The organism is Aeromonas ichthyocola, from assembly GCF_046087985.1.
GTDB classification, from domain to species: Bacteria; Pseudomonadota; Gammaproteobacteria; order Enterobacterales; family Aeromonadaceae; genus Aeromonas; species Aeromonas rivipollensis.
Genome location: NZ_JBJSWH010000002.1, coordinates 607,214 through 631,671 on the forward strand (window position 1 = coordinate 607,214; position 24,458 = coordinate 631,671).

Below are 24,458 nucleotides of genomic sequence, written 5' to 3' on the forward strand. Positions count from 1 at the left end.
ATTAACCACCAAAGTCATCCAGGAGGATGTTCTCGTCTTCAACGCCGAGGTTTTTCAGCATGTTGATGACGGCAGCGTTCATCACGGGAGGTCCACACATGTAGAACTCGCAATCTTCCGGTGCCTCGTGGTTCTTGAGGTAGTTCTCGAACAAGACGTTGTGGATGAAGCCGGTGTAGCCATCCCAGTTGTCTTCCGGTTGCGGATCCGACAGGGCGACGTGCCACTGGAAGTTGTCGTTCTCGGCGGCCAGCATGTCGAAGTCCTCGACATAGAACATCTCGCGCTTGGAACGGGCACCGTACCAGAAGCTCATCTTGCGCTTGGTCTTCAGGCGACGCAGCTGGTCGAAGATGTGGGAACGCATCGGCGCCATGCCGGCACCACCACCGACGAACACCATTTCGGCGTCGGTGTCCTTGGCAAAGAACTCGCCAAACGGACCCGAGATGGTCACCTTGTCCCCAGCTTTCAGGCTGAAGATGTAGGAGGACATCTGGCCGGGAGGCGCAGTCCAGTTGCTGGGCGGCGGGGTCGCGATCCGCACGTTCAGCATGATGATGCCGAACTCTTCCGGATAGTTCGCCATGGAGTAGGCACGAATGATCGGCTCGTCGACCTTGGACTCCAGCTCGAAGATCTTGAAGCGATCCCAGTCCCCGCGATACTCCTCGGGAATATCGAAGTTCTTGTACTGCACGTGATGGGCAGGGGCTTCGATCTGGATATAACCACCGGCGCGGAACGGCACGCTCTCCCCATCGGGGATCTGCAGCTTGAGTTCCTTGATGAAGGTGGCCTTGTTGTCATTGGAGATGACGGTACAGTCCCACTTCTTCACGCCGAAGATCTCTTCCGGCAGCTCGATGTCCATGTCGGAACGAACGGTGACCTGACAGGCCAGACGCTCGCCATGACGGGCTTCGCCCTTGCTGATGTGATCCAGCTCGGTCGGCAGTATGTCGCCGCCGCCGGCTTTCACCCGCACCTTGCACTGACCACAGGAGCCACCGCCGCCACAGGCGGAGGAGACGAAGATACCGCTGCCGGCCAACACGCCGAGCAGCTTGCCACCCGCCGGGCTGGTCACAGCCTTGGCCGGGTCGCCGTTGATGCTGATTGTCACATCACCTGCGGTCACCAGCTTGGACTTGGCGAACAGAATGACTGCCACCAAGGCCAGCAGGATCACGGTGAACATGACCACACCCAGAATAATTTCCATCTATATTTCCTTTCCGATTACAGGGAAATACCAGAGAAGGACATGAAGCCCAGCGCCATCAGACCCGCGGTGATGAAGGTGATGCCGAGGCCACGCAGGCCTTCCGGAACATCGGAGTACTTCATCTTCTCGCGGATCCCTGCCATCGCGACTATGGCCAGCATCCAGCCTGCACCCGACCCCACGCCATAGACCACAGACTCCACGAAGTTGTAGTCACGCTGCACCATGAAGGAGACGCCACCGAAGATGGCGCAGTTCACCGTGATGAGCGGCAGGAAGATGCCGAGGGCGTTGTAGAGCGCCGGGAAGTACTTGTCCAGCGCCATCTCCAGGATCTGCACCAGGGCCGCAATCACCCCGATGAAGGTGATGAAGCTCAGGAAGCTGAGATCCAGGCCGGAGACCAGGGCACCGTCTTTGAGCACGTAGTTGTAGATCAGGTTGTTGGCCGGAACGGCAACGGTCTGAACCACGATAACGGCAATCCCTAAGCCCATGGCTGTCTTGACCTTCTTGGACACCGCCAGGAAGGTACACATCCCCAGGAAGAAGGATAGCGCCAGGTTTTCGATGAAGATCGAACGAATCAACAGACTCAGATAGTGTTCCATACCTTAATCCTTTGCCTCCACCTGCTTGGGATCCTTGGTGCGTACGCCCCAGATGATCAGACCAATGATGAAGAATGCACTCGGCGGCAGCAGCAGCAGGCCGTTAGGCACATACCAGCCACCATTGTTCACCAGCGGCAGCAGCTCGATGCCGAACCAGGTGCCTGACCCCAGGATCTCGCGCACTGTGGCCACGGCCAGCAGCACGGCACCATACCCCAGACCGTTGCCGATGCCGTCCAGGAAGGAGGGCAGCGGGGCGCTCTTCATGGCATAGGCTTCGGCACGACCCATCACGATACAGTTGGTGATGATGAGGCCGACGAACACCGACAGCTGCTTGGAGATGTCATAGGCATAGGCCTTGAGCACCTGGTCAACCACGATAACCAGAGATGCAATCACCGCCATCTGGGCGATGATCCGCACGCTGTTCGGGATCTGGTTGCGGATCAGGGAGATGAACAGGTTGGAGAAGGCGGTGACCGCGGTAACGGCCAGCGTCATCACGAACGCCGTCTTCATCTGGCTGGTAACGGCCAGCGCGGAACAGACACCCAGCACCTGCAGTGCGATGGGGTTGTTGCCGAGCACAGGCGTCAACAGCAATTTTTTCATTTCGCTCTTGTCAGCCATTGTTGATTTCTCCTGCACGTACCTTGGCCAGGAAGGGACCGAAGCCCTTGGGGCCCATCCAGAAGTCGAAGGTGTGCTGTACGCCATTACCGGTCAGGGTTGCGCCAGACAGGCCGTCGATTTCATGCTCGGAACCAGCCGGAGCATGGCCCTTGATCACCCGCAGCGCAGGCTGACCGTCCTGATCGAACAGCTTCTTGCCGACGAACAGCTCGCGCCAGGCCGGGTTCTCGATCTCGCCGCCCAGACCCGGGGTTTCACCGTGGTCATAGTAGGTGATGCCCTTGATGGTCTGGCCATCGGCCGCAACCGCCACGAAGGCATACATGGTGGACCACAGACCCTGGCCGTAGATCGGCAGAATGATGTTGTCGACCTTGCCTTCTGCATCCTTCGCGAAGAACACCGGGATCAGCTTGGAGATCTGACGCAGACCGGCCTTGTCGTCGGCAGGTGCCAGACGAACACTCTTGGCCGGATCTTTGGCCGCCAGCTTGGTGTCGAAGTTGTCGGCATCGCCGTCAACGAACTCACCGGTGGCCAGATCCACCAGACGCGCTTCAATCTTGTCGCCATACAGCTGGGCCAGGTCACGCTTGGCCACAGAGCTGACATCGACACCGGCAACGGACAGTATGTTGCTTTGCTTGTCCAGCGCCTTGTTTTCCAGCTGAGCCGGACGCAGACCCACGGCGGCCACGGAGACCACGATGGAGCAGACCAGACACAGACCGGTCACTACGGCGAGAGTGCCGATGGTAGAGTCTTTATTAAACGCCACGTGCGATCCTCCGCTTGATGTTCGCCTGCGCCACGAAATGGTCAAACAAGGGGGCAAACAGGTTGGCAAACAGAATGGCCAGCATCATGCCTTCCGGGAACGCGGGGTTCACCACACGGATCAGCACGACCATGACGCCGATGAGGGCGCCGTACCACCACTTGCCCTTGTTGGTAAAGGCGGCGGAGACAGGATCGGTCGCCATGAAGGCCATGCCAAAGGCGAAGCCGCCCAGCACCAGATGCCAGTGCCATGGCATGCTGAACATGGGGTTGGTATCTGAACCTATGACGTTGAACAGCAGGGAGGTCGCCACCATGCCGATCATGACGCCGGCGATGATGCGCCAGGAGGCGATCCGCATGTAGACGATCATGGCCGCACCGATGAGGATCATCAGGGTGGAGACTTCACCGATGGAACCCGGCAGGTTGCCGAGGAAGGCATCCATCCAGCTGATGGCTTCGCCGGTGGCACCGTTGATCAGCGCCATCTGGCCGCCCTGAGCCCACTGGCTCAGCGCAGTCGCGCCTGAATAGCCGTCAACGGCTACCCAGACGGCATCGCCGGAGATCTGGCCCGGGTAGGCGAAGAACAGGAACGCACGACCCGCCAGGGCCGGGTTCAGGAAGTTCTTGCCGGTACCGCCGAACACTTCCTTGGCCAGCACCACGCCGAAGGTGATGCCGAGCGCGGCTTGCCACAGGGGCAGCTCGGGCGGCACTATCAGGGCGAACAGGATGGAGGTCACGAAGAAGCCTTCGTTGATCTCGTGCTTGCGCACCATGGCGAACAGCACTTCCCAGAAGCCACCGACCAGGAACACGGTCAGGTAGATGGGCAGGAAGTGGGCCGCACCGATCAGCATCTTGCTGCCGATGCCGGCCACGGCCGGATCCAGCGAGGCACCCAGCAGGGTCGCTATGGTGTATTGCCAGGTATCGGCACCGGCCGCGCTGCCCAGATGGGCGATGGCGGCGATGGACTGGTTGCCGACGTTGTACATGCCCCAGAACATGGCCGGGAACACGGCCAGCCACACCATGATCATCATGCGCTTCAGATCGATCGCATCACGGACGTGGGCGGCATTGCGGGTCACGGACCCGGGGGTATAAAACAGGGTATACGCCGCCTCGAACAGGGCATAGTACTTGGCGTACTTGCCACCCGGCTCGAAGTGATGTTCCATATTTTCAAGAAGTTGCTTGAAACTCATCGCTTAACCTTCCAGTTCTATCTTGGTCAGGCACTCACGCAAGACTGGGCCGTACTCTGTCTTGCCTGGGCAGACGAAGGTACAGAGCGCCAGATCTTCCTCATCCAGCTCCAGGCAGCCGAGCGCTTGTGCGCTGTCGGTGTCGCCGGAGACCAGATCCCGCAGCAGCAGGGTCGGCAGGATGTCGAGCGGCATCACGCGCTCATAGTTGCCGATAGGCACCATGGAGCGATCACTACCGTTGGTGGTGGTAGTGAAGTTGATGAGTTTGCCCTTCATCAGATGAGAGAGGGTGGTACGGGTGATGGAGAACTTGTCGGCACTGGGTTTGACCCAGCCCAGGAACTCTTTCTCACGACCTTCACCCAGTACGCTCACCTGGTTGTGGTAGCGACCCAGGTAGTCATGAACCCCTTCGGCCTTGGCACCGCTGAGCAGGGAACCGGAGATGATGCGATTCTCGTCCGCACGCAGCTCGTTGTTGGTCAGCTGGCTGATGCAGGCGCCCAGACGGGTGCGCAGCAGGCGCGGCTTGATCACGTTCGGGCCGGCCAGGGCGATCACCTTGTCGGTGAATATCTGACCAGTGGTGAACAGCTTGCCGTAGGCGATCACATCCTGATAGTTGATGTGCCACTGCACTTTCTTGGCACCGACCGGGTCCAGGAAGTGGATATGGGTACCGGGCAGGCCGGCAGGGTGCGGGCCGACAAACACGGCTTCCTTGACCTGGGCCAGGGAGGCGTGCGGCAGGCTGGCTTCGCCCTTGCAGACGTGGACTGTGCCATCGGTCAGGCGGCTCAGCACGGCCAGACCGTCGAGGAAGGCCTGGGCCTGTTCCTTGATGATGATCTCGGCGTTGGCGGCCAGCGGGTTGGTGTCCATGGCGGTGACGAAGATGGCACGCGGGGCAGAGCCCACTGCCGGCACCTTGCTGAATGGACGGGTACGCAATGCGGTCCATTGGCCTGATGCGACCAGGATTTCCTGCACCTTGCTGCGCTCGAGCTGTGCCAGCTCGGCAGACGCAAAGTGTTCAAAGGTCACCTGTTCGTCAGAACCATCGATGTCGATGACAACGGATTGCAGAACACGCTTGGCACCACGGTTGATCTCAGAAACCACACCGGTGGCAGGGGCCGTGAATTTAACGCCGGGATTCTTCTTATCTTCGAAGAGCTCCTGACCTTTAATGACGCGATCACCTACTTTGACGAACATAGTAGGACGCATCCCCACGAACTCTTCGCCGAGTGTAGCAACACGGGTGATGGCCGGGCCATCGTAGATTACTTGCTCCGGAGCACCCAGCACGGGGATGTCCAGTCCTCTTTTAATTGTAATCATACTCACTTGCACTACCGTTAAGGGAAGACAGGTTGGTTAGCGCCGAGAAATACATCACGACGAGTGGTTGAATGAGTCGCTGCTGTGGTCACGCCAAATATTCAGGCTTAACAATTATTCAACATGCAAGGTCACTCAAAAGCGCTTGAGTTTACCACTTAAGGTGCATTTTCTGCCATGCCAAATGGGCAAAATCCCCGTGCCATCACAAAATTAACCTGCAATGAATAAGCCCCTGATGCCTTGTAAGTCGTGGTTTTAAAGGTTTTTTTATTTAATACCTCGATGGGGGTATTTGTTGTCCCAAAGGTTGATCAGCAAAAAGTGATCATTGATCCCGAAAATCCCCTTTGGATGTAGCCTTTTACGGGCCAATGGGGTGTTTAATTTTTGTTACGCCCCGGTCGACAATCCTGGGTACTGCCGGTTGCTCAGGAGAGGACGGCTTGCCAACGCAGCTCGGGGTGCGCGGGGCATTGCCCTTTTCCTGCCACTCCGCCTCGGTGTAGGTATGCAGCGCCAGCGCATGAACGGGCCCGGCCAGCTCATCGGCCAGCATGGCATTGACCTGACGATGGCGGGCCAGCAGTCGCTGCCCTGCAAATTGCTCGCTGACGATCACCACCTTGAAGTGGCTCTCAGATCCCGGTTCCACCCGGTGCATGTGGCTCTCGTTGATCACCTCCAGCATGGTGGGGGAGAGGGCGGCGGTCAGCTTGGCTTCAATCAGTTGTTGGATGGTCATCGGGTCTGCTTCCAGAGTGAATATCGGGCCATTCTATCGGCAGTTGCGGGATGGAATAGGCCCGCTTTAAATAGAGGAAGGCCGGGCGCCTCCTCGCTGCGGGCTGGTGAAATTCTGCTCCTCGCTAGAATAGCGCCACTTTGCGTCGCCCCTGGCGCCTGTATACATGAATCAAGCCGAGGTTGGACTCTTCCTATGCAAACCCTGCTCGACACTGCCCATTGCCGTCTGACCCTGTATCGCTACCCACGGCAGAGCCAGGATCCCCTGCAGGCCTGGGATGCGGCGGACGAGTACCTGATCAACACCCTGGCCGAGGAGCCCCTCGAGCAGGCGGGCCCCGTCATCATCATGAATGACGGCTTCGGCGCGCTGGCCGCCTATCTGCACAGCCATGGCCCGGTCTGCGTGAGCGACTCCTACATCAGCGAGCAAGCCACCCTGGCCAATCTGGCGGAGAACGGGCTTGAGGCGAGCGGGATCACCCTGCAGGATGCCCTGGCCCCGCTGCCTTCAGCTCCTGCGCTGGTGGTGATCAAGGTCTCCAAGTATCAGGCGCTGCTGGAGCAGCAACTGCTGGCATTGCGTGCGGTGGTCACCCCGGCCACCCGCATCCTGGCCGCCGGCAAGGCGAAAGACATTCACAGCTCCACCCTCAAGCTGTTCGAGAAGTATCTGGGGGAGACTCGCACCTCGCTGGCCTGGAAGAAGGCGCGCCTTATTCACTGCGAGCCGCAGGCCGATCGCCCTGCCCTGACCAGTCCGTTCCCAACCGTCTGGCCGCTGGAGGGCACAGACATGCTCATCCACAACCATGCCAACGTCTTCTCGCGCACCAGCCTGGATATAGGCGCCCGCTTCATGCTGGACAATTTGCCGATCCACAGTGCCCGCAAGGTGATAGACCTTGGCTGCGGCAACGGGGTGCTAGGTCTCTCGCTGCTGGCAAAAGACAGCGAGGTGGAGGTGACCTTCATCGACGAATCCTATATGGCGGTCGCCTCGGCGCGGCTCAACGTCGAGCACAACCTGCCGGACGCTCTGCCGCGGGCCCACTTCATGGTCAACAACTGCCTCGACGGCGTGGCGGTCGGGGCAGCGGATCGGATCCTCTGCAATCCCCCCTTCCATCAGTTGCAGGCGATCACCGATCACATCGCCTGGCAGATGTTCACCGACGCACACCGGGTGTTGCCTCAGGGGGGTGAACTCTGGATAGTAGGCAACCGTCATCTGGACTATCACAACAAACTCAAGCGCTTGTTTGCCAACGCACAAGTCGTTGCGTCGAACAGCAAATTCGTTATTTTGAAAGCCATCAAACGCTAAAGATAAAGCTAAAGGAAACCCATGATGAAAAAGTCACTCTTGCTGCTGGCCGCCCTGATACTGGGTGGTTGTGCCACCCACTGGCCGGAGACGGCGTTGCTCAACCCGCAGGTCATTCCCTCCAATCAGCAGTACTACTCCGGCAACAGGATCACCATGGAAGGGGTGGACAAGCGCGAGGCCGCCTATGTCTTCTCCATCAAGAAGAAAGAGAAGGCTCCCGTGCTGGTCAACAGCGAGCGCCCCTCAACTGCTGATGGCCGAGCGGCTGGCCGAAGGGCTGCGCAGCCAGGGTCTGGAAGTGGGCAACAGTGGCACCACCAACCTGACCCTGGCCATCTCCACCGCCGCGGTCACGGTCGAAGAGAAGACCTTCACCTATGTCACCAAGTCCAAGGTCAGCCTGCAGGTGATCGCCGACTTCCAGGGCAACAAGCTGACCAAGCAGTTCAACATGTCATCCAGCAAGGAAGAGCCGGGTGAGCCGACCATGGCCGATTTGGAGTCCACCCTGAACCAGCAACTGGGCAGCGTGCTGCAACAGATCATGGCCGACGAGGCACTGCGCGGTTATCTCAAAGGCCAGCCTAGCTGAGCAAGGAGCATATAAATGAAGAAACTCTGGTTACTGGCCACCCTGATCGCCCCCCTGGCGTTCGCCGGACAAAAAGTCCAGATGGAAACCAACCACGGCAACATAGTGGTGGAGCTGGCCCCCAAGCAGGCGCCGCAGACGGTGAAGAACTTCCTGCGCTACGTGGCGGATGGCAGTTATGACGGCAGCCTGTTCCACCGGGTGATCCAGAACTTCGTGGTGCAGGGCGGGGGCTACAATCAGCAATTCCAGCCGCTGCCGACCTTCGACCCCGTGGTCAACGAGTCCCGAGGCGGCCTGCCCAACAAGCGTGGCAGCATCGCCATGGCCCGCACCCAGGCAGTAGACAGCGCCACCCGCCAGTTCTACTTCAACCTGGTGGACAACGACAACCTCAACGCCAATGCTGGCGCCGGTTACACCGTGTTCGGCCAGGTGGTGCAGGGCATGGAGGTGCTGGACAAGCTGGCTCAGGTCCAGACCGGCTACAGCTCCATACTGCGCGCCAATGACGTGCCGACCAGCCCCATCATCCTGAAAAAAGTGGTGCTGCTGGCGGACAAATAACGCGGGACGGATTCACATTCCACCACTGCGTAGCCCAGGTCACCGGCGCCCCTTTCTATACTCTGGCCTTGTCCGATGTGCACGGGACATGGCCAGGCAGAGAGAGGAGGTTCCGGTGACTTGTCACGATTACATTGCCCAACACGCCATTGAGCTGGCTCAGGCGGTTCGTCACTTTCTGGCACGAGAAATGCCCTATCGGCAGCTCGAGGATCTGAGCTGGCAACTCCTCTCCCGCTGGCAGGCGCTGCCCGCCATCCCCATTGACAAAGTACCCGCTACCGAGCAGGAGGGGGTGTTCTGGCACCTGCTCCACAGCCTGCACCTGTGGGACGAGCATCAGCTCTCTTTGCTCGCCTTGGCTATCTGCCATCAACCTGCCAAAATGACGCACTTTTCTGACAAAATGTCGTCAGGTAGTTGAACATGGTCCGCAAACCAAGCTGGAGAGAGTCCCTCGCCGTCTATCTCGAATTTCGGGTGTTTATTCTCTTTGCCATGGGTTTTCATCGGGTCTGCCGCTGCTGCTGGTGTTCGGTACCCTCTCATTCTGGTTGCGCGAGGCCGATGTCAGCCTGACCGATATCGGCTATATGAGCTGGGTGGCGCTCGCCTATGGCTTTAAATGGCTGTGGTCGCCGCTGGTGGATCGCATGCCGCTGCCGTTGCTCTCCACGCTGCTGGGTCGTCGCCGCAGCTGGATGTTCTTCTCCCAGCTGCTGATTGCCGCCGCGCTGGTCGGCATGGCGTTCTGCGATCCCAAGACCGAGCTGGCTCAGCTGGCGATGTTTGCCCTGCTGGTGGCCTTTGCCTCGGCCACGCAGGATATCGTCATCGATGCCTATCGCATTCGAATCCGCCCCCGAGCGGCTGCAGGCTGCGATGGCTGCCTCCTATATGACCGGCTACCGGCTGGCGATGATCATGGCAGGCGCGGGTGCGCTGGCGCTGGCAGCCTGGTTTGGCAGCAACAGCGGTTATGACTATCGTGGCTGGCAGATTACCTATCTGGTGATGGCGGGCCTGATGTCACTCGGGGTTATCACCACCCTGTTTTGCCACGAGCCGGATATCGATCTGGCCGAGCAGGGCAAACAACAGGCCGAGCGCAAGGCGCAGCTCCTGGAAAAAGGCTGGCCTGCGCTGCTGGCCGGGCTGGGCGCCTGGACCTATGAAGCCATCTGGTGCCCCTTTGCCGATTTCTTCCGCCGCTACGGCGGCTCGGCCCTGCTGATCCTGGGGCTCATCGCCTGTTATCGCATCTCGGATGTGGTGATGGGGGTGATGTCCAACAGCTTCTATGTGGATCTGCAGTTCAGCAAGACGGAGGTGGCCACCATCACCAAGGTGTATGGCGTCATCATGACGCTGGTGGGGGCGGCCCTGGGGGGCGTATTGGTGATGCGCTTCGGCACCCTGCGCATCCTGTTTCTCGGCGCCGTGCTCACCGCCAGCACCAATCTGCTGTTCGCCCTGCTCAACGAAGTGGGTCACGATCTGGAGCTGCTGACCCTGATCATCTCCCTGGACAACCTCAGCGCCGGCATTGCGACGGCGGCCTTCGTGACCTATCTGTCTAGCCTGACCAACGTCGCCTTCTCGGCAACCCAGTACGCCCTGTTCAGCTCCATCATGTTGCTGATGCCCAAGCTGCTGGCAGGTTTTTCCGGTCAGGTGGTCGAGCAGATCGGCTACAGCAGCTTCTTCGTCGGCACCAGTCTGCTCGGCATCCCTGTCATGATACTGATCATCATGGTTGCCAAACGAGGCGATGCTTTGTTACCACAAGCGGACAAATAGCAAGCGTTTGCGCCATTTTGGGGGTGATTAGATTCACAAAACCGGACAAAGTTCCCTGGCTCTTGTTTATCCGATGAATTTATTTGGCTAGAATCCCTTCCGCTCCTTGTGGGCAGGCTACGGAAAACCTCAACTAACGCACAAGAGACCAATAAAATGGCCAAATTTACCAAGACTCTGATCGCTGCCGGTCTGCTGGCTGCATCCGCCACTCCGGCCCTTGCTGCCGATTACAGCGGCGACATCCACAAGAACGACTACAAGTGGTTCCAGTTCAACGTGATGCACACCATCGATCAGCTGCCCTACAGCGAATCTGAAGGTGGTTACAACGATACCTACTTCGAAATGGAGTTTGGTGGCCGCTCTGGTATCTTCGATCTGTACGGTTACGTCGACGTCTTCGACATCTTCCAGAACCGTCACGACGACAAGCACAACCAAGACAACCTGTTCATCAAGTTCGCACCGCGTATCTCCATCGATGCCATGACCGGCAAAGATCTCTCCTTCGGCCCGGTGCAGGAAGTCTACATCGCCAACCTGATCAACGTGGGTGGTCCGGATGGTCTGTTTGAAGCCATGACCGGTCTGGGTGCAGACGTACAAGTGCCCTGGTTCGGCAAGGTTGGCATGAACCTGTATGCCCGTCACGTCAACGAAGGCGGCGGCGAGCAGGGCTGGAACGGCTATCAGTTCTCCATGAACTGGTTCAAGCCTTTCTACACCTTCTCCAACGGCAGCTTCGTAGCCTATCAGGGTTACCTGGATCACCTGTTTGATGCCAAGGACACTTCCACCGACGGTACCGCCATGTTCAACGGCCTGTACTGGCACTCCGACCGCTACGCCGTCGGTTACGGCCTGAAGTACTTCAACGACATCTATGGCATCCAGAACGGTTCCTACGGTCTGAAGACCACTGGTTTCGGCCACTACTTCTCCGTGACCTACAAGTTCTAATCGAACTCGTCAAACGGACACAAAAAACCGGAGCAGCTGCTCCGGTTTTTTTATGGCGCTTCCTCGATGAGGGGAGTGGCCAAGGCCCTCCCCCTTCATCATCAATCGCGGAAGTTCTGGAACTGCATCGGCTGACCCAGCTCGGCGCCACGCACCAGTGCCATGGTCTCCTGCAGATCGTCACGCTTCTTGCCGGTGACGCGCACTTCGTCACCCTGGATGGCGACCTGCACCTTGATCTTGGAATCCTTGATGAGCTTCACCAGCTTCTTGGCGATCTCTTTCTCGATCCCCTGCTTGAACTTGACGTTCAGGTGGAAACGCTTGCCGGAGTGAACGCTGTCACCCACGTCCATTGAGCTGTTCTCGATGTTGCGCTTGAGCAGGGCTGCGCGCAGGATCTCGACCATCTGCTTGAGCTGGAAATCGGCGTCGGCTTCCAGCTTGACCTCTTCCTTGTTCAATTCGAAGCTGGCTTCCACACCACGAAAATCGAAACGGGTCGCCAGTTCACGATTGGCGTTATCGACGGCGTTCAACACCTCGTTCATTTTGACTTCAGAGACAATATCGAATGACGGCATAGCCGGGCTCCTCATGCTGTACTTCAGGTTGTGCTGACAAAGGGGCAAATCTACCAGAAAACCGGCAAATTTGCTGATTTCAATGGGATTGCTCTGCTAGAATCCCCTGCGCACAGGAATGGCGAGACCCGTTAGTGTCCGCCGAGCGACATCTTCACTTATCCCCGGTAGCGAGTTGTTCGGAACGCAGCCACTACCCTGATTGAGCCTCTCCATGCCAAGCGGATTACGCGACAACAACCTGAAAAACAGCCGACACCCCTCCTCCCCTCACTGGTCCTTGCTGGGCTGCGGTGCCCTGGGCGGCGTCTTCGCCTCCTTGCTGACCCAAAGTGGCCAGCCGACCCGTGTCCTGCTGAGCGAGCGGCACCGCGCCACCCTGCACCCCGGCATCGATTTCACTTCCCTCGAGGGCCACACCCAGTTGCTCGCCATCGAGCGGGGTTTCATCGACAAGCCCGGCACCATCCAGCGACTGCTGGTGATGACCAAGGCGGGTCAGGTGGTGTCGGCCCTGACGCCCCTGGTGGGCAAGCTGGCGGCAGGGGTTCCCATAGTGCTGCTGCACAATGGCATGGGCATAGCCGAACAGGTGGTGCAGCTGTTTCCGCATAACCCCGTCATTGCCGGTGTCACCAACCACGGCGCCATGCAAAATGGCCACTTCGTGTTCCGCCATACTGGCAAGGGCGAAACCTGGCTCGGCCCGATCAATGAGGCCGCCAAGGCCCATTCCGCCCTGGCAGACCAGCTCGCCACCGCTCTCGGTCAAGCCGGCTGGGATGAGCAGATCCTGACCCGCCAGTGGCAGAAGCTCGCCATCAACTGCGCCATCAATCCGCTCACTGCGCTTTACAAGCTCAAGAATGGCGAGCTGGCCGGCCCGCGCTTCGCCGATGTGCTGCAACAGATCTGCGTGGAAGTGGCTGACGTGATGCAGGCCGAAGGCCAGCCGACCGGCAGCGACGAGCTGCTGCGCCGGGTGATGACTGTGGTGGAACTCACCGCCGACAATTACTCTTCCATGTATCAGGACATGGAGCAGGGGCGTGAGACCGAGATCGAGGCCATCACCGGCTTCCTGCTCGGCAAGGCCGCCGCCCACGGCATAGCGGTGCCGGTCAATCAGGGCCTCTATCAGGCCGTCAAAGAGAAGCGCTGAGCAGAGCGGCACTGCGGGCGACTAAGGAGTGCAGGATGACAGTACTGGTATTGGTAGCCCCGGGGTCGGAAGAGATCGAGACGGTCGCCATCGTCGACACCCTGGTACGCGGCGGCATAGAGGTGGTGCTGGCCTCCTGCTGCCCGGCGGGAGCGCGCCAGATCCGCGCCTCCCGCGGGGTACAGCTGGTGGCGGACTGCCATCTCGACGAGCTGACCAGCCGTGACTTCGATGCCATGGTCGTGCCGGGCGGCCTGCCCGGCAGCGAAGCTATCCGCGACACCCCCCTCGCCATCGACCTGCTGAGAGAACAGGCGGCCCTCGGCCGCTGGCGCGCGGCCATCTGCGCCGCCCCCGCCGTGGTACTGCACCATCACGGCTTGCTGGGGGATGCCAGCGCCACCTGTCATCCGGGCTTTCAGGCCCGCCTGCCCACCGCGCAACTGAGCACAGCCCGGGTGGTGCGGGATGATGCCCATCGTCTCATCACCAGCCAGGGTCCCGGCACCGCCATCGAGTTTGCCCTCGAGATAGTGCGGGTGCTGCGAGGTGACGAGGCCGCCCGCGCGGTAGCCAAGCCCATGGTGCTGCCCCCCTCGGTCTTGCCATAACCGCACCAGGCATTCCCCTTGGAACGACAGAGCCCCCTTGCCACTGGCAAGGGGGACTCTGTTATGGACGGCTGCCAGCCCTTGTCATCCCGCAGATAAGCAACGCTGCCAACCTTTTTGATATTGCGTTATGCGGCGGCAGACCCCTCATCTGCTGGAACCGTCTCAATGCCACGTGGAACGAAGAAGTTGTTGCTGCGGAGCATGGTGTTGGCCTGAGCGTCGAGCGTGGCGTGCTTGAGCTCCTTCGAGCTGAAGTCATGCATGAAATAATTGAAGAAAGCATCCACTTCACGTGGCACCCGTTGGGACTCGTTAAAGTGCTTTACGTATTTCGCGGCCTGTACCGTCTTGCTCCAAGCCGGTTGATGCGCCACTATGGCGTCTGCGTCCCTGCCAACCTGCTCAAGCCAGCCCCAACGCTCCTTGAGTTCATCGCGTTCACTACCACGCGCCACTTCCAGACGTGCCCGGTAGTCGAACAGCTTTTCTCCCAACCATGTGCAGTAACAAGTCATATGCCGCTCGAAACCTGCCGGAGTCGGGTCGATTCGACCGGCCCAATGCTGGTAATAGTCGCTGAAATCCTGCACTGAGCGTCCGGCCAAGTTGTCCAGCATGACGAAGTAACTGGCAACCTTGCGGGATGTTTTTTCCAAAGTACGAAAGTTAGGGAACGGCACCTGAGCCCGACGAGCGGTATCAAACATCTTTCTAAGCGGCACCCGGCAAAGCTCGGCACTGGGCCGCTGCTCATTGGGCAACAGCCCCCCAGTGACATCCTCGCTGATGCCAGGGCAGAGCTCCTCCCGCCAACCTGGCTTGAGTGGTCCAAGGGGGAGCAGTGGGCGATAGTCACGACGTTCGTGGGCGGCAACTAGATGCAGGGCTCGTTTGACTGCTTGGTGAAGAGGCTTGTTAAAGTCGATCACCTTGGCTCCCGCCACCACGCCCAACGGCACACCAGCCGGATTCTTGGTCAACAGACTTGCCCAGTCAGACACCTCGGCGACGGTATCCCCCATATCGAGCAGGCTACGCCGTGAGCTGTCGAAGAGGCCCGCGAAGATCACCTCGACCTTGCTCTCCTCGTAGCGGTACTCGTTGCCCACCTTGGAACAGACAGACTCCAGCAACTCCTCGATAAAACGGCGGGCCAGAGCTGCTCCCAGATCGGCCCCGAAGACCGACACCTGGATCAACTTGATTGGAAGCTGGTTCAGTTCTTTGGAAGCAGACACGTTCTTTTTGAAGCGGTTCTTGGCAAAGTCGACTCTGGCGTCCACCCCGGTCATCAGCAAGGCGGCGACCCACGGGTGATCCCTTATGGGGGCAATGGCCTCGACCAGTGCTCGCTTGGCCGCATTTTTGGCCGCCGAGACGGATGCCTCGTAACTGCTCTTCAGGGTCAGCATATCGCCCAGCTTATTGGTCAAAACCTTGCTCCAATCCCCCTTGCTCTTGATAGCATCGACAGCCGTTTCTTTGGCCTGACCAGCCAATTCGTCAATATAATCGCCAGTTAACGCCTGCTGCCTTGCATCCAGTATGCTGTCCAGTTGCTCAGCGGTTGTATCGTTGAGCTCTGTACCCAAGCCGGGAATGTAAACCTTGGCGTATGAATAGGACGAGGTGAGTGGAGCCTTGATTTCATCCGGATGGGCTCGAAACAGACGTCCCACGTTGGTCAGCCGCTGGATCTCTTCATCTGTGTAGATATTCCGGTTGGTGCCATCGAAGAAGAAACCAATCTGCAACGCCAGCGAGCAGGTGCCGATCCCCGCCTGATGGAGGCTCTCTTCTCGATCAACACGGCACTCCAGGTCATCCCTATCCACCATCACTATTTCCTCGTCCGATAGGTATCAACAATGCTATCCATCTCAACCGGGCAGCTATGGGCCCAACGAATCATCGGGGTATTGTCAGGCAGCATCAACACACAGAAATCATCCTGTCCCTTCTCCCGCTTGGGCATGGGCAGGGTGCGCGAGTGCTTTTCAAATTGGTAGCCTGCTTTTTCTTGCTCTTCGGTCATATCGAGTTCCCAGTCGATCTTCACCGTATCGCCGTCGATCTTATAGGGGCCCGCACTACCGCCACCGCCAGCACCGAACCCATCAAACGCAAATGTGTTGCTGCCCATCTTACCATTGACGTAGACGTAACTGATGGGGCGATCCATCACCGACATGACCACGATAGCTGCCCCACCATGTCGCTCCTGCAGCAGAAACGTCCATCCCAGCCAGAGCACCAGCACAATGGCACTCAGCCAGCGTCCCCAGCGGGGCATCAAGTCCCACGCAGCAGTGGCCATGGTGGAGATAAATCGTGTCAGGCTTCTTTCTACTGTCATGCTGGTCTCTTTGTGTCTATACGTACTAAATTCAAAATACTCATTACGATATCAGGGATAACATAAAAGCATCATCCATTATGTGAAGCTTTTTCTTTATACCAACGAATTACGCCTCTTGTATTGATAATACGGCTGTCTTTCAACATTGCTAGAACAGACAGGAATGCAGACGCACGAAGCAACTCACTGACAACTCTAAATATAAAAGATAATAAGTGAAGCCATTGCATTCTAGGATCATTTTCATTCACCCACTGTTCAACGCAATCTTGGTATTCAAAATTAAATGGTTTTATTTCTTCAGAGAAGAGATCACCAAGACTATTCTCTACTTTTTTAGCGTCTACATCTTTAAATTCAGCGCAAACCCCCAAGGTCTCAGCCTCACTTGCAAACTCTCGCTGGATTAGTACGTTAGCAGTGATGACGACCGATGTGCTTTCGATGAACATAAACACAGCCGCCAGGGCAACTAAATAACAAGCCGAACGCCCCTTTGCTATTCCCCACAAACTGACCACAAGTATCATTACATACGACCAAGATATCCATGACAAAAAGTATGGATCCAGGTCTAATAAAACTCTATCGAGCATCTCGTGTCCTTATGTTCAATAATAGAAGACCGAATGCCACCACTACCAAGATCACAGCCTCATAAACACGCCATATTACACTTATGAAATGGGACAATAGTGTAGACCCCTCTGCCCCCGCACTGACAGTCAAAAAAATCATCAAAACTTGACATAAAATGAGAATAATCAACCCGCGATGACGTCTAACACAGAGCAAAAAAAATAGTGCCAGGATGACATTCATAAATGGGAATACATAGTAATAAATCATCAACTAAATACTTCCTTTAGATAAACGTTGCTCTTCAATAAGTGCATGATTCCCACCCTCCAGATAGGCCAATCCCCAGAGTATTAACTGAGCTTCAGTTGCCCCAGCCTGCTCGGCTTTGCCCAGCGCCTTGCGGACCATGGACATCCGCTCACAGGGGGGAAATTGAGCGACATTATCCCCCTCTTGCCACAAGGCGAGCAGGCGATGAGCTTGCGGTGAGCCCTCCAGCGCCTGATAGAGTGCCGGAGTCAACTGTACCAGTACTGGTTCTGCAGGAGGGACGGACAGCACCAGCTCACGCCAGTTGTCGTCACACTCCCGCAACCACCAACGCTCAATGCCGCCAAAGAGGCCGCCAAACCAGGGGGCATCCTGCTGCTCAAGCAGCAAGGGCAAGGTATCCGGGGTATAGAAGCGCAGCAACAGGCTGAACTTGCCACTCGGCTCTATCACTCTTGCTCCCAGTGCCAACTGCTCTTGCAGGGCATCCAGCGACTGGTCGCTGTCAATGAGCCCGACCACATGCCCTTGCACGGCGAGTTCCGCAAGAAAGGCGTCATCCTGCTGCGAGCACAACCAGAGCCAGGGGCCAAGGTTGATCAACTCAAACAGATCATCTTGTAGATAGAGCGGCAGAAAACGCCCTTCGCTCAGCCTCTCTCGCTGCTCGGCACTGAGGTGAGCCGCTTCGATAAGAGCAACTGTCTTTCCTTCACGCCAGATTGATTCAGGTAGCATCCTACTCTCCCTTCACCACAGCATCGCCCTGAGCCATGGCTCTCAGCATGCAAGGGATGCAGACCGGCTTTTCAAGAGGCGGCATGGCCTTAAACAGCGGCGGCTTGGGCGGCGCCACCACTTCAACCGCGCCGGGTTGGATCGGCATCTGGCCACCCCAGCCAGAACCCGACCCCGGGCTGCCACCTGAGTTCATCTTGATGGAACCGCCCGAGAGGGTGACACCGCTCGGGTCGATTTTGACAAAACTCCCCCCCACCTTGAGGGTCAGCTCTGCCCCCGCTTCCATCACTATCTTCATGCCCGCCTTGTGGTGCACTTCACTGCCCGCGTCCACCAGCAGGGACTGGCCCAGCTTCTGATGCATGCTGGCATCCAAGGTCAGGGAGTAGTCCGCCTTGATCTGGTCACGCTTCTCCCCCTCCACCGTCAGGTGGTCATTGGCCTTGATGCGGGTCACCCGCTCATTGTCGATGTCCTTGTGCTCGTCGTGCTTGATATGCCAGGCGGCGTCGTTTTCGATGAGCAGGTTCAGGTCTTTCTGACCGTGGATATAGATCTCTTCCTGACCCGCCTGGTCTTCGAAGCGCAGCTCGTTGAACCCTTCACCCTGGTGGGTCTCGGTGCGCAGCACTGTGCGGGTCTTGTTGGCTGGCAGTTCATAGGGCGGCCGATTGGTGGCGTGGAAGGTGCGGCCCGTGATGATGGGCTGGTCCGGGTCCCCTTCCAGGAAACTCACAATGACCTCGTGGCCGATGCGCGGGATGGCCATGATGCCGTACTGACCGCCCGCCCAGCCCTGGCTCACCCGTACCCAGCAGGAGCTCATATCGTTGGAGCTGCCGTATCTGTCCCAGGGGAACTGCAGCTTCACCCGGCCGTGCTCATCGCAGTAAATCTCCTCCCCCTCCGGCCCCACCACTATGGCGATTTGCGGACCATCCACCATGGGCCTGGCCGGCATCAGCGCTCGCCAGGTGGTGCTCGCCTTCACTACGCCAAATTCGTTGTGATAGACGGTGGGGCCGCTGCCTCCCTCCTCTTCCAGCGCCTGTGGCTGCAAGCCGGTGTGGCTGATGCGCGCCACTTGCCAATCGGTGTTGAGCGCCCCGTTCGGGTGTTCGGTGAGGGCGAAGGTCTGGCCCGGCAGCAGGGCCGCGCAGTTGGACTTGCCACTGCCGGCGACGGCGTCGTTACGCAGGGCATCCAGCCGGTGTTGGGCAAAGGCCTTGCCGCTCGGGTCCAGCTTGTAGCGGCCCGGGTAGTCGAAGTGCTGGTAGGTATCGCGCTGGTGCGCAAGCTCTGCCCCCATCTTCTTGTGGGAGAGGCCGTAAGCCGGGGTCTTGAAGCTGTAGTCCTTGAGCTCCACATCCGAGGGGCGCACCGCTTCGCGGTAGTGGAACTGCCGCACATAGGGCCCTTGCTCCAGGGAGCGGTTGCCCAAGTTGAAGAAGAGCTCGGGGCCGGCGGTCAGGGCCGCCGCATCGTCGGCAAAGACGATGCGGTGCTTGCCCTGCTCGAACTCGTGGAAGTAGAACACCCCCTCTTCGGCGGCGAGGCGATTGACGAAGTCGAGGTCGGACTCCCGGTACTGGACGCAGTATTCCCGCTTGGCGTGCTCGTTCTTGAGCGCAAAGGCGTAATCTGTGATGCCGTGCTCTTGCAGCAGGATGCTGAGGATTTCGTCTGGCTTCTGCGCCTGGAAGATGCGGGAGTTCTGGCGAAGCGACAACCGCCATAGCGCCGGTTTAACTTCAAGGGTGTAGCGGGTACGGCGAAAGCCGCTGTCCCCCTGCGCCATGTCGCTCACCACACCGCACACCCGGCGCTGCAGCTCTCCGTTGTACCACACCACGAGCTCGCACGGCTGGTCCAGCACGGCGCCGAAATCCACATTGGGCTCGGGGCTTGCCAGCTCAAGGCGCAGGCGAAATGGCTGGTTCAGCCCCTCTTCCAGGGCAAACTCTGCCACCACAAAGGTGCTCTCGGGCAGGGCCCCCCCACCTTGACGGTAAATTGTAATCCTGTGCTGTCTGCCATCGGTGCGCCTCTGCTGTGAACCCGGCCCTGCAATCCTGCCGGGTGACGTCAAGGGGAGTGAGAGATCCGCCCTGGCTGCCACTTTTTCGCCGCCATGGCTACCGCACGCACAAAGGCGCGCGGTTGGAACTTCAGTCGAGATCTTTCTTGTGCTCGCTCACAGCTGCAAACGAGCAGAAGAAAAACAGACAGGGCGTTATTGAGTGGGAGTCACAAGCAGGCCGGCATCCCGGCCTTCGAGGTCACGCCAGATTGGCCTGGATGTATTGCGCCATCTGGAGGCTGCGGGCATCACCGCGTCTTTGCAGCTCGGCGAGCACCTCTTGCAGAGTGCCGCGATACACCAAAGAGCCCCGCACCAGGGTTCTATGGCTGTGGCCAATGTCGGTGAAGGTGGCCCCCCCTCTGTGCAGGTGGATGTGCGGTTCATTGGTATCGGGATAGAACGACTCTCTTGGCATGCTGCCTCCTTGTCTGATTCATAAAAGGGAGCACCCGGTCGAGTGCTCCCTCATGGCATCAAGCCTCGATGGGGGCACGCCAGTCGTCGGCACCCGAGGTACCGGCTACTGTGTGTTCCCAGTCGATCTTGCGATAGGCCAGGGAGACCTGGATCAGCTGGGTGAAGTCAGACTTCGCCGGATCCTGGCAGTGGGGCATCTGGCAATCGATGTCGACTATGGTGGCATCGGTCAGCACGGTAGAGAAGAAGTGCTCCTGCTTGCCCTCCACCGAGGTGCGGTACCACTTCAGGGTCACTTTCGGCAGCATCTCGCCGGAGGCCAGGGAGTTGTACATCAGCGGTACGGCCTTGTTCAGGGCCACGGTGAACTTGAACGGCTTGTGGACACGCTGGCCCGCAGGCTGACCGGATTGCGGATCGGTCGGGACTGTGACGATGTGCTGGAACTCTTGTACCAGCATCTCGTCTTCGTGACCCTGCACGAAGATGTTGCCGACGGAGTCGGAGGTGAAGGCACCGGCGGTGATGTTGCCCTGGGTTTTACCTTCGATGCTGATATAACATGGAGTTGGCATGAGTTTGCTCCTGATGGGTTGAACGGTAATGACACTCGACCGAAACCATTAGCAGTGACCATGCCATTCTTTTAAATTGAGCAATTTCAATAGGTTACCATCTCACCACGATAATGCCGCAGCATATCCAGCGCAACAACTTGTGTTATTCAACGTTTTCGTCCACCAATGATTGCCTGACCAGTTTAATGTTCCGTTTTTTGAGCAATGTATTGCGCCATGCGGAAGAGATCACTGCTGCTCATCCACATTGGCAACGGACGCCAGCTCCACATTCAAGCGGACGACCCCCTGCTTGAGCGCCCAGGAGATGGCCTGGCACTTGCTGCTCGCCCCCAGCTTGATCACCACATTGTTCAGATGAAATGTCACCGTACGAGGGGTGATCCCCAGGATCTGGGCGATATCGCTCACCTGCTTGCCCTCCGCAGCCCAGCGGCATACTTCCAGTTCACGCAGGCTCAGGGCATCGTGAGGTGACGACCCCACCAGACAGATCCGTACCACGGCCTCGAAGATATGCATGGACAACCAGGTCAATGAAGACACGGCCGCCAGCCACTCCTGCTCGCTGCGCGGTTCACGGGTGATCAGGGAGAGCAGACCCACATGCCCGTTGGCGCCATGCCAGGGGAAGGTGATGCCGTCACGCAGCCCTGCCTCCTGCGCCAGCGTCATGACTGCCAGGCTCTGCTCATCACATGCCCCCTGCGCCATGAGCTCAGCCCACAGAATGGGCGTACTCTGCACCATGCCACGCTGCACGACGGGATCTATGGCAAAGAAATTTGCCTGGGTATACGCATCCACCCAGTCTTGGGGGCAGCCATTGAAGATGATGACATCCGGGCGCTGTATGGTGCTGGGAAGCAACAGAGCCAGCCGGAAATAGTCAAAGCCTGCCTGTACCGTCAACTGGCGCAGCAACGCCACTATGGTGCGTTCATCGCTGGCCTGCTCGAACCGGGCGATAAGGTCTAATGCGTAGGTTGTATTCATGTGATCGAGTTGCTTATAAACGGTGACCATATTGTTTGGCATGAATCCCAATAGGGGCTGAATCACATGCCAACAAGTGGAAATGACACGCAACCTAGGCCTGAAGTGTGGGCGACCCGGAAGAGGCGGCGAGATGGCAGGCCCCAACAGAACAGGGATAACCAATAGAGAAAAATGCTGCCAATGGTAAACAGGTAGCATCTAATATGTGAAACTATATTAATTACATATGATTAATATAATGATTGCACTAAAAACAAGTTTTTTTCGCTTAAAACAGAGATCGTGATCACCGCAGTGCCTGAGCCTCCCAGGCAACCTTTTCGCAAAAACCTCGGGCTTTCCTGCCGCCGCCTTGACTGCTAACATGCCGCCCCTATGCCTATTTTGCGCTCTGGCGTGACCGTCACGCCGCCCTAACCTCCCCTTCGCGGCGCCTGCCGCCTGACTCTGGTTGTCACAACCGGAGCCTTTTTGTTCATCTGTCATATACCAATACAACAATGTGATCCTGCCCGAACGCCACCTGACCCCGGGTCTGTGGTGGCCTGCGGCCATGGATCCTCAACAAGCGAGAAAATCCCCCCATGCTGGAACGTGCAAGACAAGAGTGGTTCTCCAACATACGCGGCGACCTGCTGGCCGGTATCGTGGTCGCCCTGGCGTTGATCCCGGAAGCCATCGCCTTCTCCATCATCGCAGGCGTCGACCCCAAGGTCGGCCTCTATGCCTCCTTCTGTATCGCCGTGGTCATCGCCTTCGTCGGTGGCCGTCCCGGCATGATCTCCGCCGCCACCGGCGCCATGGCGCTCTTGATGGTGACCCTGGTGAAAGAACATGGCCTGCAATATCTGCTGGCGGCCACCCTGCTCACCGGGATACTGCAGATAGCGGCGGGTTACCTCAAGCTCGGCAGCCTGATGCGGTTTGTCTCCCGCTCCGTGGTCACCGGCTTCGTCAACGCCCTGGCCATCCTCATCTTTATGGCCCAGCTGCCGGAGCTCACCAACGTCACCTGGCAGGTCTACGCCATGACGGCGGCCGGCCTTGCCATCATCTATCTGTTCCCGCTCATCCCCGTGGTGGGCAAGCTGGTGCCCTCCCCGCTGCTATGCATCGTCATCCTGACGGCGGTCGCCATCACCATGGGGATAGATATTCGCACCGTGGGCGACATGGGCGAGCTGCCCGATACCCTGCCCATCTTCCTCTGGCCCGAAGTGCCGCTGAATCTCGAGACCCTGGCCATCATCTTCCCCTACTCTGCGGGTCTGGCCGTGGTGGGTCTGCTCGAATCCATGATGACGGCGGCCATCGTCGATGACCTGACCGATACCCCAAGCGATCGCAATCGCGAGTGCAAGGGCCAGGGGATCGCCAATATCGGTGCCGGCCTGATGGGGGGCATGGCGGGGTGCGCCATGATTGGCCAGTCCATCATCAACATCAAATCCGGTGGCCGCGGCCGCCTCTCCACCTTCGTGGCGGGCACCTTGCTGATCCTGATGGTGGTGTTCATGGATGAGTGGATCCGCCAGATCCCCATGGCAGCCCTGGTGGCCGTGATGATCATGGTCTCTATCGGGACATTTTCCTGGGAGTCGGTGCGCAACCTGAAAACCCATCCCCTCTCCACCAGCATCGTGATGCTGGCCACAGTCGCCGTGGTGGTGGCTACCCATAACCTGGCGCTCGGAGTATTTGTCGGGGTACTGCTCGCCTCCCTGTTCTTCGCCAGCAAGGTCGCCCGCTTCATGCTGGTCAAGAGCGACAGCGAGCGAAAAGGAGAAGTACGCACCTATCTGGTGCGGGGCCAGGTGTTCTTCGCCAGCGCCGAGCAGTTCTTCGCCGGCTTCGACTTCAAGGAGGTGGTGGAGAAGGTGGTGATCGACCTCACCCATGCCCACTTCTGGGACATCACCGCCGTCACGGCGCTGGACAAGGTGGTCCTCAAGTTCCGCCGCGAGGGTACCGAGGTGGAGATCATTGGCCTGAACGAGGCCAGTGCCACCATAGTCGACCGCTTCGGGGTACACGACAAACCGGAAGAAGTGGAAAAGCTGCTGGCTGGCCACTGATCACAACAAGGAGTCCATCATGACAAGCATTGTTGCCTGTATCGATGGCTCACCGGCTCAGGCGGCGGTGTGCGACGCCGCCAGGGCCTCGACCGGCACGGCGCTGCCGTGCTCCTGCTGAGATAAAGAGCGAGGGGGTGGCCATGGCCCCCCCCTCTTTCCTTATACGGGCT

21 protein-coding genes and 4 pseudogenes are annotated in these 24,458 nt (G+C 58.5%); 9 read left to right on the forward strand and 16 right to left on the reverse strand.

The window, feature by feature from the left end; all coding sequences use genetic code 11:
- Position 1: 1 nt before the first annotated feature.
- The 7 genes and pseudogenes from nqrF to ACF2JD_RS07490 form a co-directional block, all read right to left on the reverse strand.
- Positions 2 to 1,225 carry an NADH:ubiquinone reductase (Na(+)-transporting) subunit F gene (gene nqrF / locus ACF2JD_RS07460; RefSeq protein WP_103244418.1) on the reverse strand — a complete coding sequence of 408 codons (1,224 nt, stop codon included), beginning with the start codon at positions 1,223 to 1,225 and terminating at the stop codon, positions 2 to 4.
- Between the two features lie 17 nt (positions 1,226 to 1,242).
- Entirely contained in the window at positions 1,243 to 1,839 is a 597-nt protein-coding gene (gene nqrE / locus ACF2JD_RS07465) for an NADH:ubiquinone reductase (Na(+)-transporting) subunit E (protein WP_005330713.1), read from the reverse strand.
- A gap of 3 nt (positions 1,840 to 1,842) precedes the next feature.
- Positions 1,843 to 2,475, reverse strand: coding sequence for an NADH:ubiquinone reductase (Na(+)-transporting) subunit D (locus ACF2JD_RS07470; protein ID WP_042654098.1), 633 nt, complete (start codon positions 2,473 to 2,475; stop codon positions 1,843 to 1,845).
- Positions 2,468 to 3,256, reverse strand: coding sequence for a Na(+)-translocating NADH-quinone reductase subunit C (locus ACF2JD_RS07475; RefSeq protein ID WP_106886054.1), 789 nt, complete (start codon positions 3,254 to 3,256; stop codon positions 2,468 to 2,470). The genes ACF2JD_RS07470 and ACF2JD_RS07475 overlap by 8 nt, the downstream gene beginning before the upstream one ends.
- On the reverse strand, positions 3,246 to 4,475 hold the full coding sequence (locus ACF2JD_RS07480) for an NADH:ubiquinone reductase (Na(+)-transporting) subunit B (protein ID WP_042649549.1): 1,230 nt from the start codon (positions 4,473 to 4,475) through the stop codon (positions 3,246 to 3,248). Before ACF2JD_RS07480 ends, ACF2JD_RS07475 begins: the two co-directional genes overlap by 11 nt.
- A gap of 3 nt (positions 4,476 to 4,478) precedes the next feature.
- A complete protein-coding gene (locus tag ACF2JD_RS07485) occupies positions 4,479 to 5,822 on the reverse strand; it encodes a Na(+)-translocating NADH-quinone reductase subunit A (RefSeq protein WP_111909909.1) in 1,344 nt (447 codons plus the stop codon).
- 445 nt (positions 5,823 to 6,267) lie between these two features.
- A pseudogene (locus tag ACF2JD_RS07490) lies at positions 6,268 to 6,567 on the reverse strand (BolA family protein); the annotation flags it as partial.
- A 195-nt stretch (positions 6,568 to 6,762) separates the two neighbouring features.
- On the opposite strand from ACF2JD_RS07490, the gene ACF2JD_RS07495 reads away from it, so the two are divergent.
- From ACF2JD_RS07495 to ACF2JD_RS07520, 6 genes and pseudogenes are all read left to right on the forward strand, one after another.
- Entirely contained in the window at positions 6,763 to 7,896 is a 1,134-nt protein-coding gene (locus ACF2JD_RS07495; RefSeq protein WP_440987101.1) for a methyltransferase, read from the forward strand.
- 24 nt (positions 7,897 to 7,920) lie between these two features.
- Positions 7,921 to 8,491, forward strand: a pseudogene (locus ACF2JD_RS07500) (YajG family lipoprotein).
- 15 nt (positions 8,492 to 8,506) lie between these two features.
- Positions 8,507 to 9,058, forward strand: a complete 552-nt coding sequence (locus tag ACF2JD_RS07505; protein WP_106886050.1) for a peptidylprolyl isomerase — start codon at positions 8,507 to 8,509, stop codon at positions 9,056 to 9,058.
- 115 nt (positions 9,059 to 9,173) lie between these two features.
- Positions 9,174 to 9,482 (forward strand): hypothetical protein, encoded by a 309-nt coding sequence (locus tag ACF2JD_RS07510; protein WP_440987102.1) that lies wholly within the window; start codon positions 9,174 to 9,176, stop codon positions 9,480 to 9,482.
- Positions 9,479 to 10,858, forward strand: a pseudogene (locus tag ACF2JD_RS07515) (AmpG family muropeptide MFS transporter). The gene ACF2JD_RS07510 and the pseudogene ACF2JD_RS07515 overlap by 4 nt, the downstream one beginning before the upstream one ends.
- A gap of 156 nt (positions 10,859 to 11,014) precedes the next feature.
- The gene (locus tag ACF2JD_RS07520) at positions 11,015 to 11,821 is read left to right on the forward strand and encodes a nucleoside-specific channel-forming Tsx family protein (protein ID WP_025327958.1); all 807 of its coding nucleotides are present in this window, start codon (positions 11,015 to 11,017) and stop codon (positions 11,819 to 11,821) included.
- Positions 11,822 to 11,922: 101 nt separating this feature from the next.
- On the opposite strand, the gene ACF2JD_RS07525 is transcribed toward ACF2JD_RS07520, so the two are convergent.
- Positions 11,923 to 12,405, reverse strand: a complete 483-nt coding sequence (locus ACF2JD_RS07525; protein ID WP_106886048.1) for a YajQ family cyclic di-GMP-binding protein — start codon at positions 12,403 to 12,405, stop codon at positions 11,923 to 11,925.
- A 214-nt stretch (positions 12,406 to 12,619) separates the two neighbouring features.
- Between ACF2JD_RS07525 and ACF2JD_RS07530 the strand changes: the two genes are divergently transcribed.
- The gene (locus ACF2JD_RS07530; RefSeq protein ID WP_440987103.1) at positions 12,620 to 13,567 is read left to right on the forward strand and encodes a 2-dehydropantoate 2-reductase; all 948 of its coding nucleotides are present in this window, start codon (positions 12,620 to 12,622) and stop codon (positions 13,565 to 13,567) included.
- Between the two features lie 35 nt (positions 13,568 to 13,602).
- Positions 13,603 to 14,178, forward strand: a complete 576-nt coding sequence (locus tag ACF2JD_RS07535; protein ID WP_440987104.1) for a DJ-1 family glyoxalase III — start codon at positions 13,603 to 13,605, stop codon at positions 14,176 to 14,178.
- A gap of 128 nt (positions 14,179 to 14,306) precedes the next feature.
- Here the strand turns inward: ACF2JD_RS07535 and ACF2JD_RS07540 are convergent, their stop codons facing one another.
- The 8 genes and pseudogenes from ACF2JD_RS07540 to ACF2JD_RS07575 form a co-directional block, all read right to left on the reverse strand.
- Complete coding sequence (locus ACF2JD_RS07540) at positions 14,307 to 16,019, reverse strand: hypothetical protein (RefSeq protein ID WP_440987105.1); 1,713 nt, start codon at positions 16,017 to 16,019, stop codon at positions 14,307 to 14,309.
- Positions 16,020 to 16,021: 2 nt separating this feature from the next.
- Positions 16,022 to 16,537, reverse strand: coding sequence for a hypothetical protein (locus tag ACF2JD_RS07545; protein WP_408818491.1), 516 nt, complete (start codon positions 16,535 to 16,537; stop codon positions 16,022 to 16,024).
- A gap of 71 nt (positions 16,538 to 16,608) precedes the next feature.
- Entirely contained in the window at positions 16,609 to 17,136 is a 528-nt protein-coding gene (locus ACF2JD_RS07550) for a hypothetical protein (RefSeq protein ID WP_440987106.1), read from the reverse strand.
- A 256-nt stretch (positions 17,137 to 17,392) separates the two neighbouring features.
- Positions 17,393 to 18,130, reverse strand: a complete 738-nt coding sequence (locus ACF2JD_RS07555) for a DUF4123 domain-containing protein (protein ID WP_394294662.1) — start codon at positions 18,128 to 18,130, stop codon at positions 17,393 to 17,395.
- Between the two features lies 1 nt (position 18,131).
- Positions 18,132 to 20,170: pseudogene (locus ACF2JD_RS07560) on the reverse strand (type VI secretion system Vgr family protein).
- A 242-nt stretch (positions 20,171 to 20,412) separates the two neighbouring features.
- On the reverse strand, positions 20,413 to 20,631 hold the full coding sequence (locus ACF2JD_RS07565) for a hypothetical protein (RefSeq protein WP_139746077.1): 219 nt from the start codon (positions 20,629 to 20,631) through the stop codon (positions 20,413 to 20,415).
- Positions 20,632 to 20,689: 58 nt separating this feature from the next.
- Positions 20,690 to 21,208, reverse strand: coding sequence for a type VI secretion system effector Hcp1 (hcp1, locus tag ACF2JD_RS07570; protein WP_033130216.1), 519 nt, complete (start codon positions 21,206 to 21,208; stop codon positions 20,690 to 20,692).
- 231 nt (positions 21,209 to 21,439) lie between these two features.
- Positions 21,440 to 22,207, reverse strand: coding sequence for an autoinducer binding domain-containing protein (locus ACF2JD_RS07575; protein WP_440987107.1), 768 nt, complete (start codon positions 22,205 to 22,207; stop codon positions 21,440 to 21,442).
- A gap of 587 nt (positions 22,208 to 22,794) precedes the next feature.
- On the opposite strand from ACF2JD_RS07575, the gene ACF2JD_RS07580 reads away from it, so the two are divergent.
- A complete protein-coding gene (locus ACF2JD_RS07580; RefSeq protein WP_440987108.1) occupies positions 22,795 to 24,285 on the forward strand; it encodes a SulP family inorganic anion transporter in 1,491 nt (496 codons plus the stop codon).
- The last annotated feature ends 173 nt before the right edge of the window (positions 24,286 to 24,458 follow it).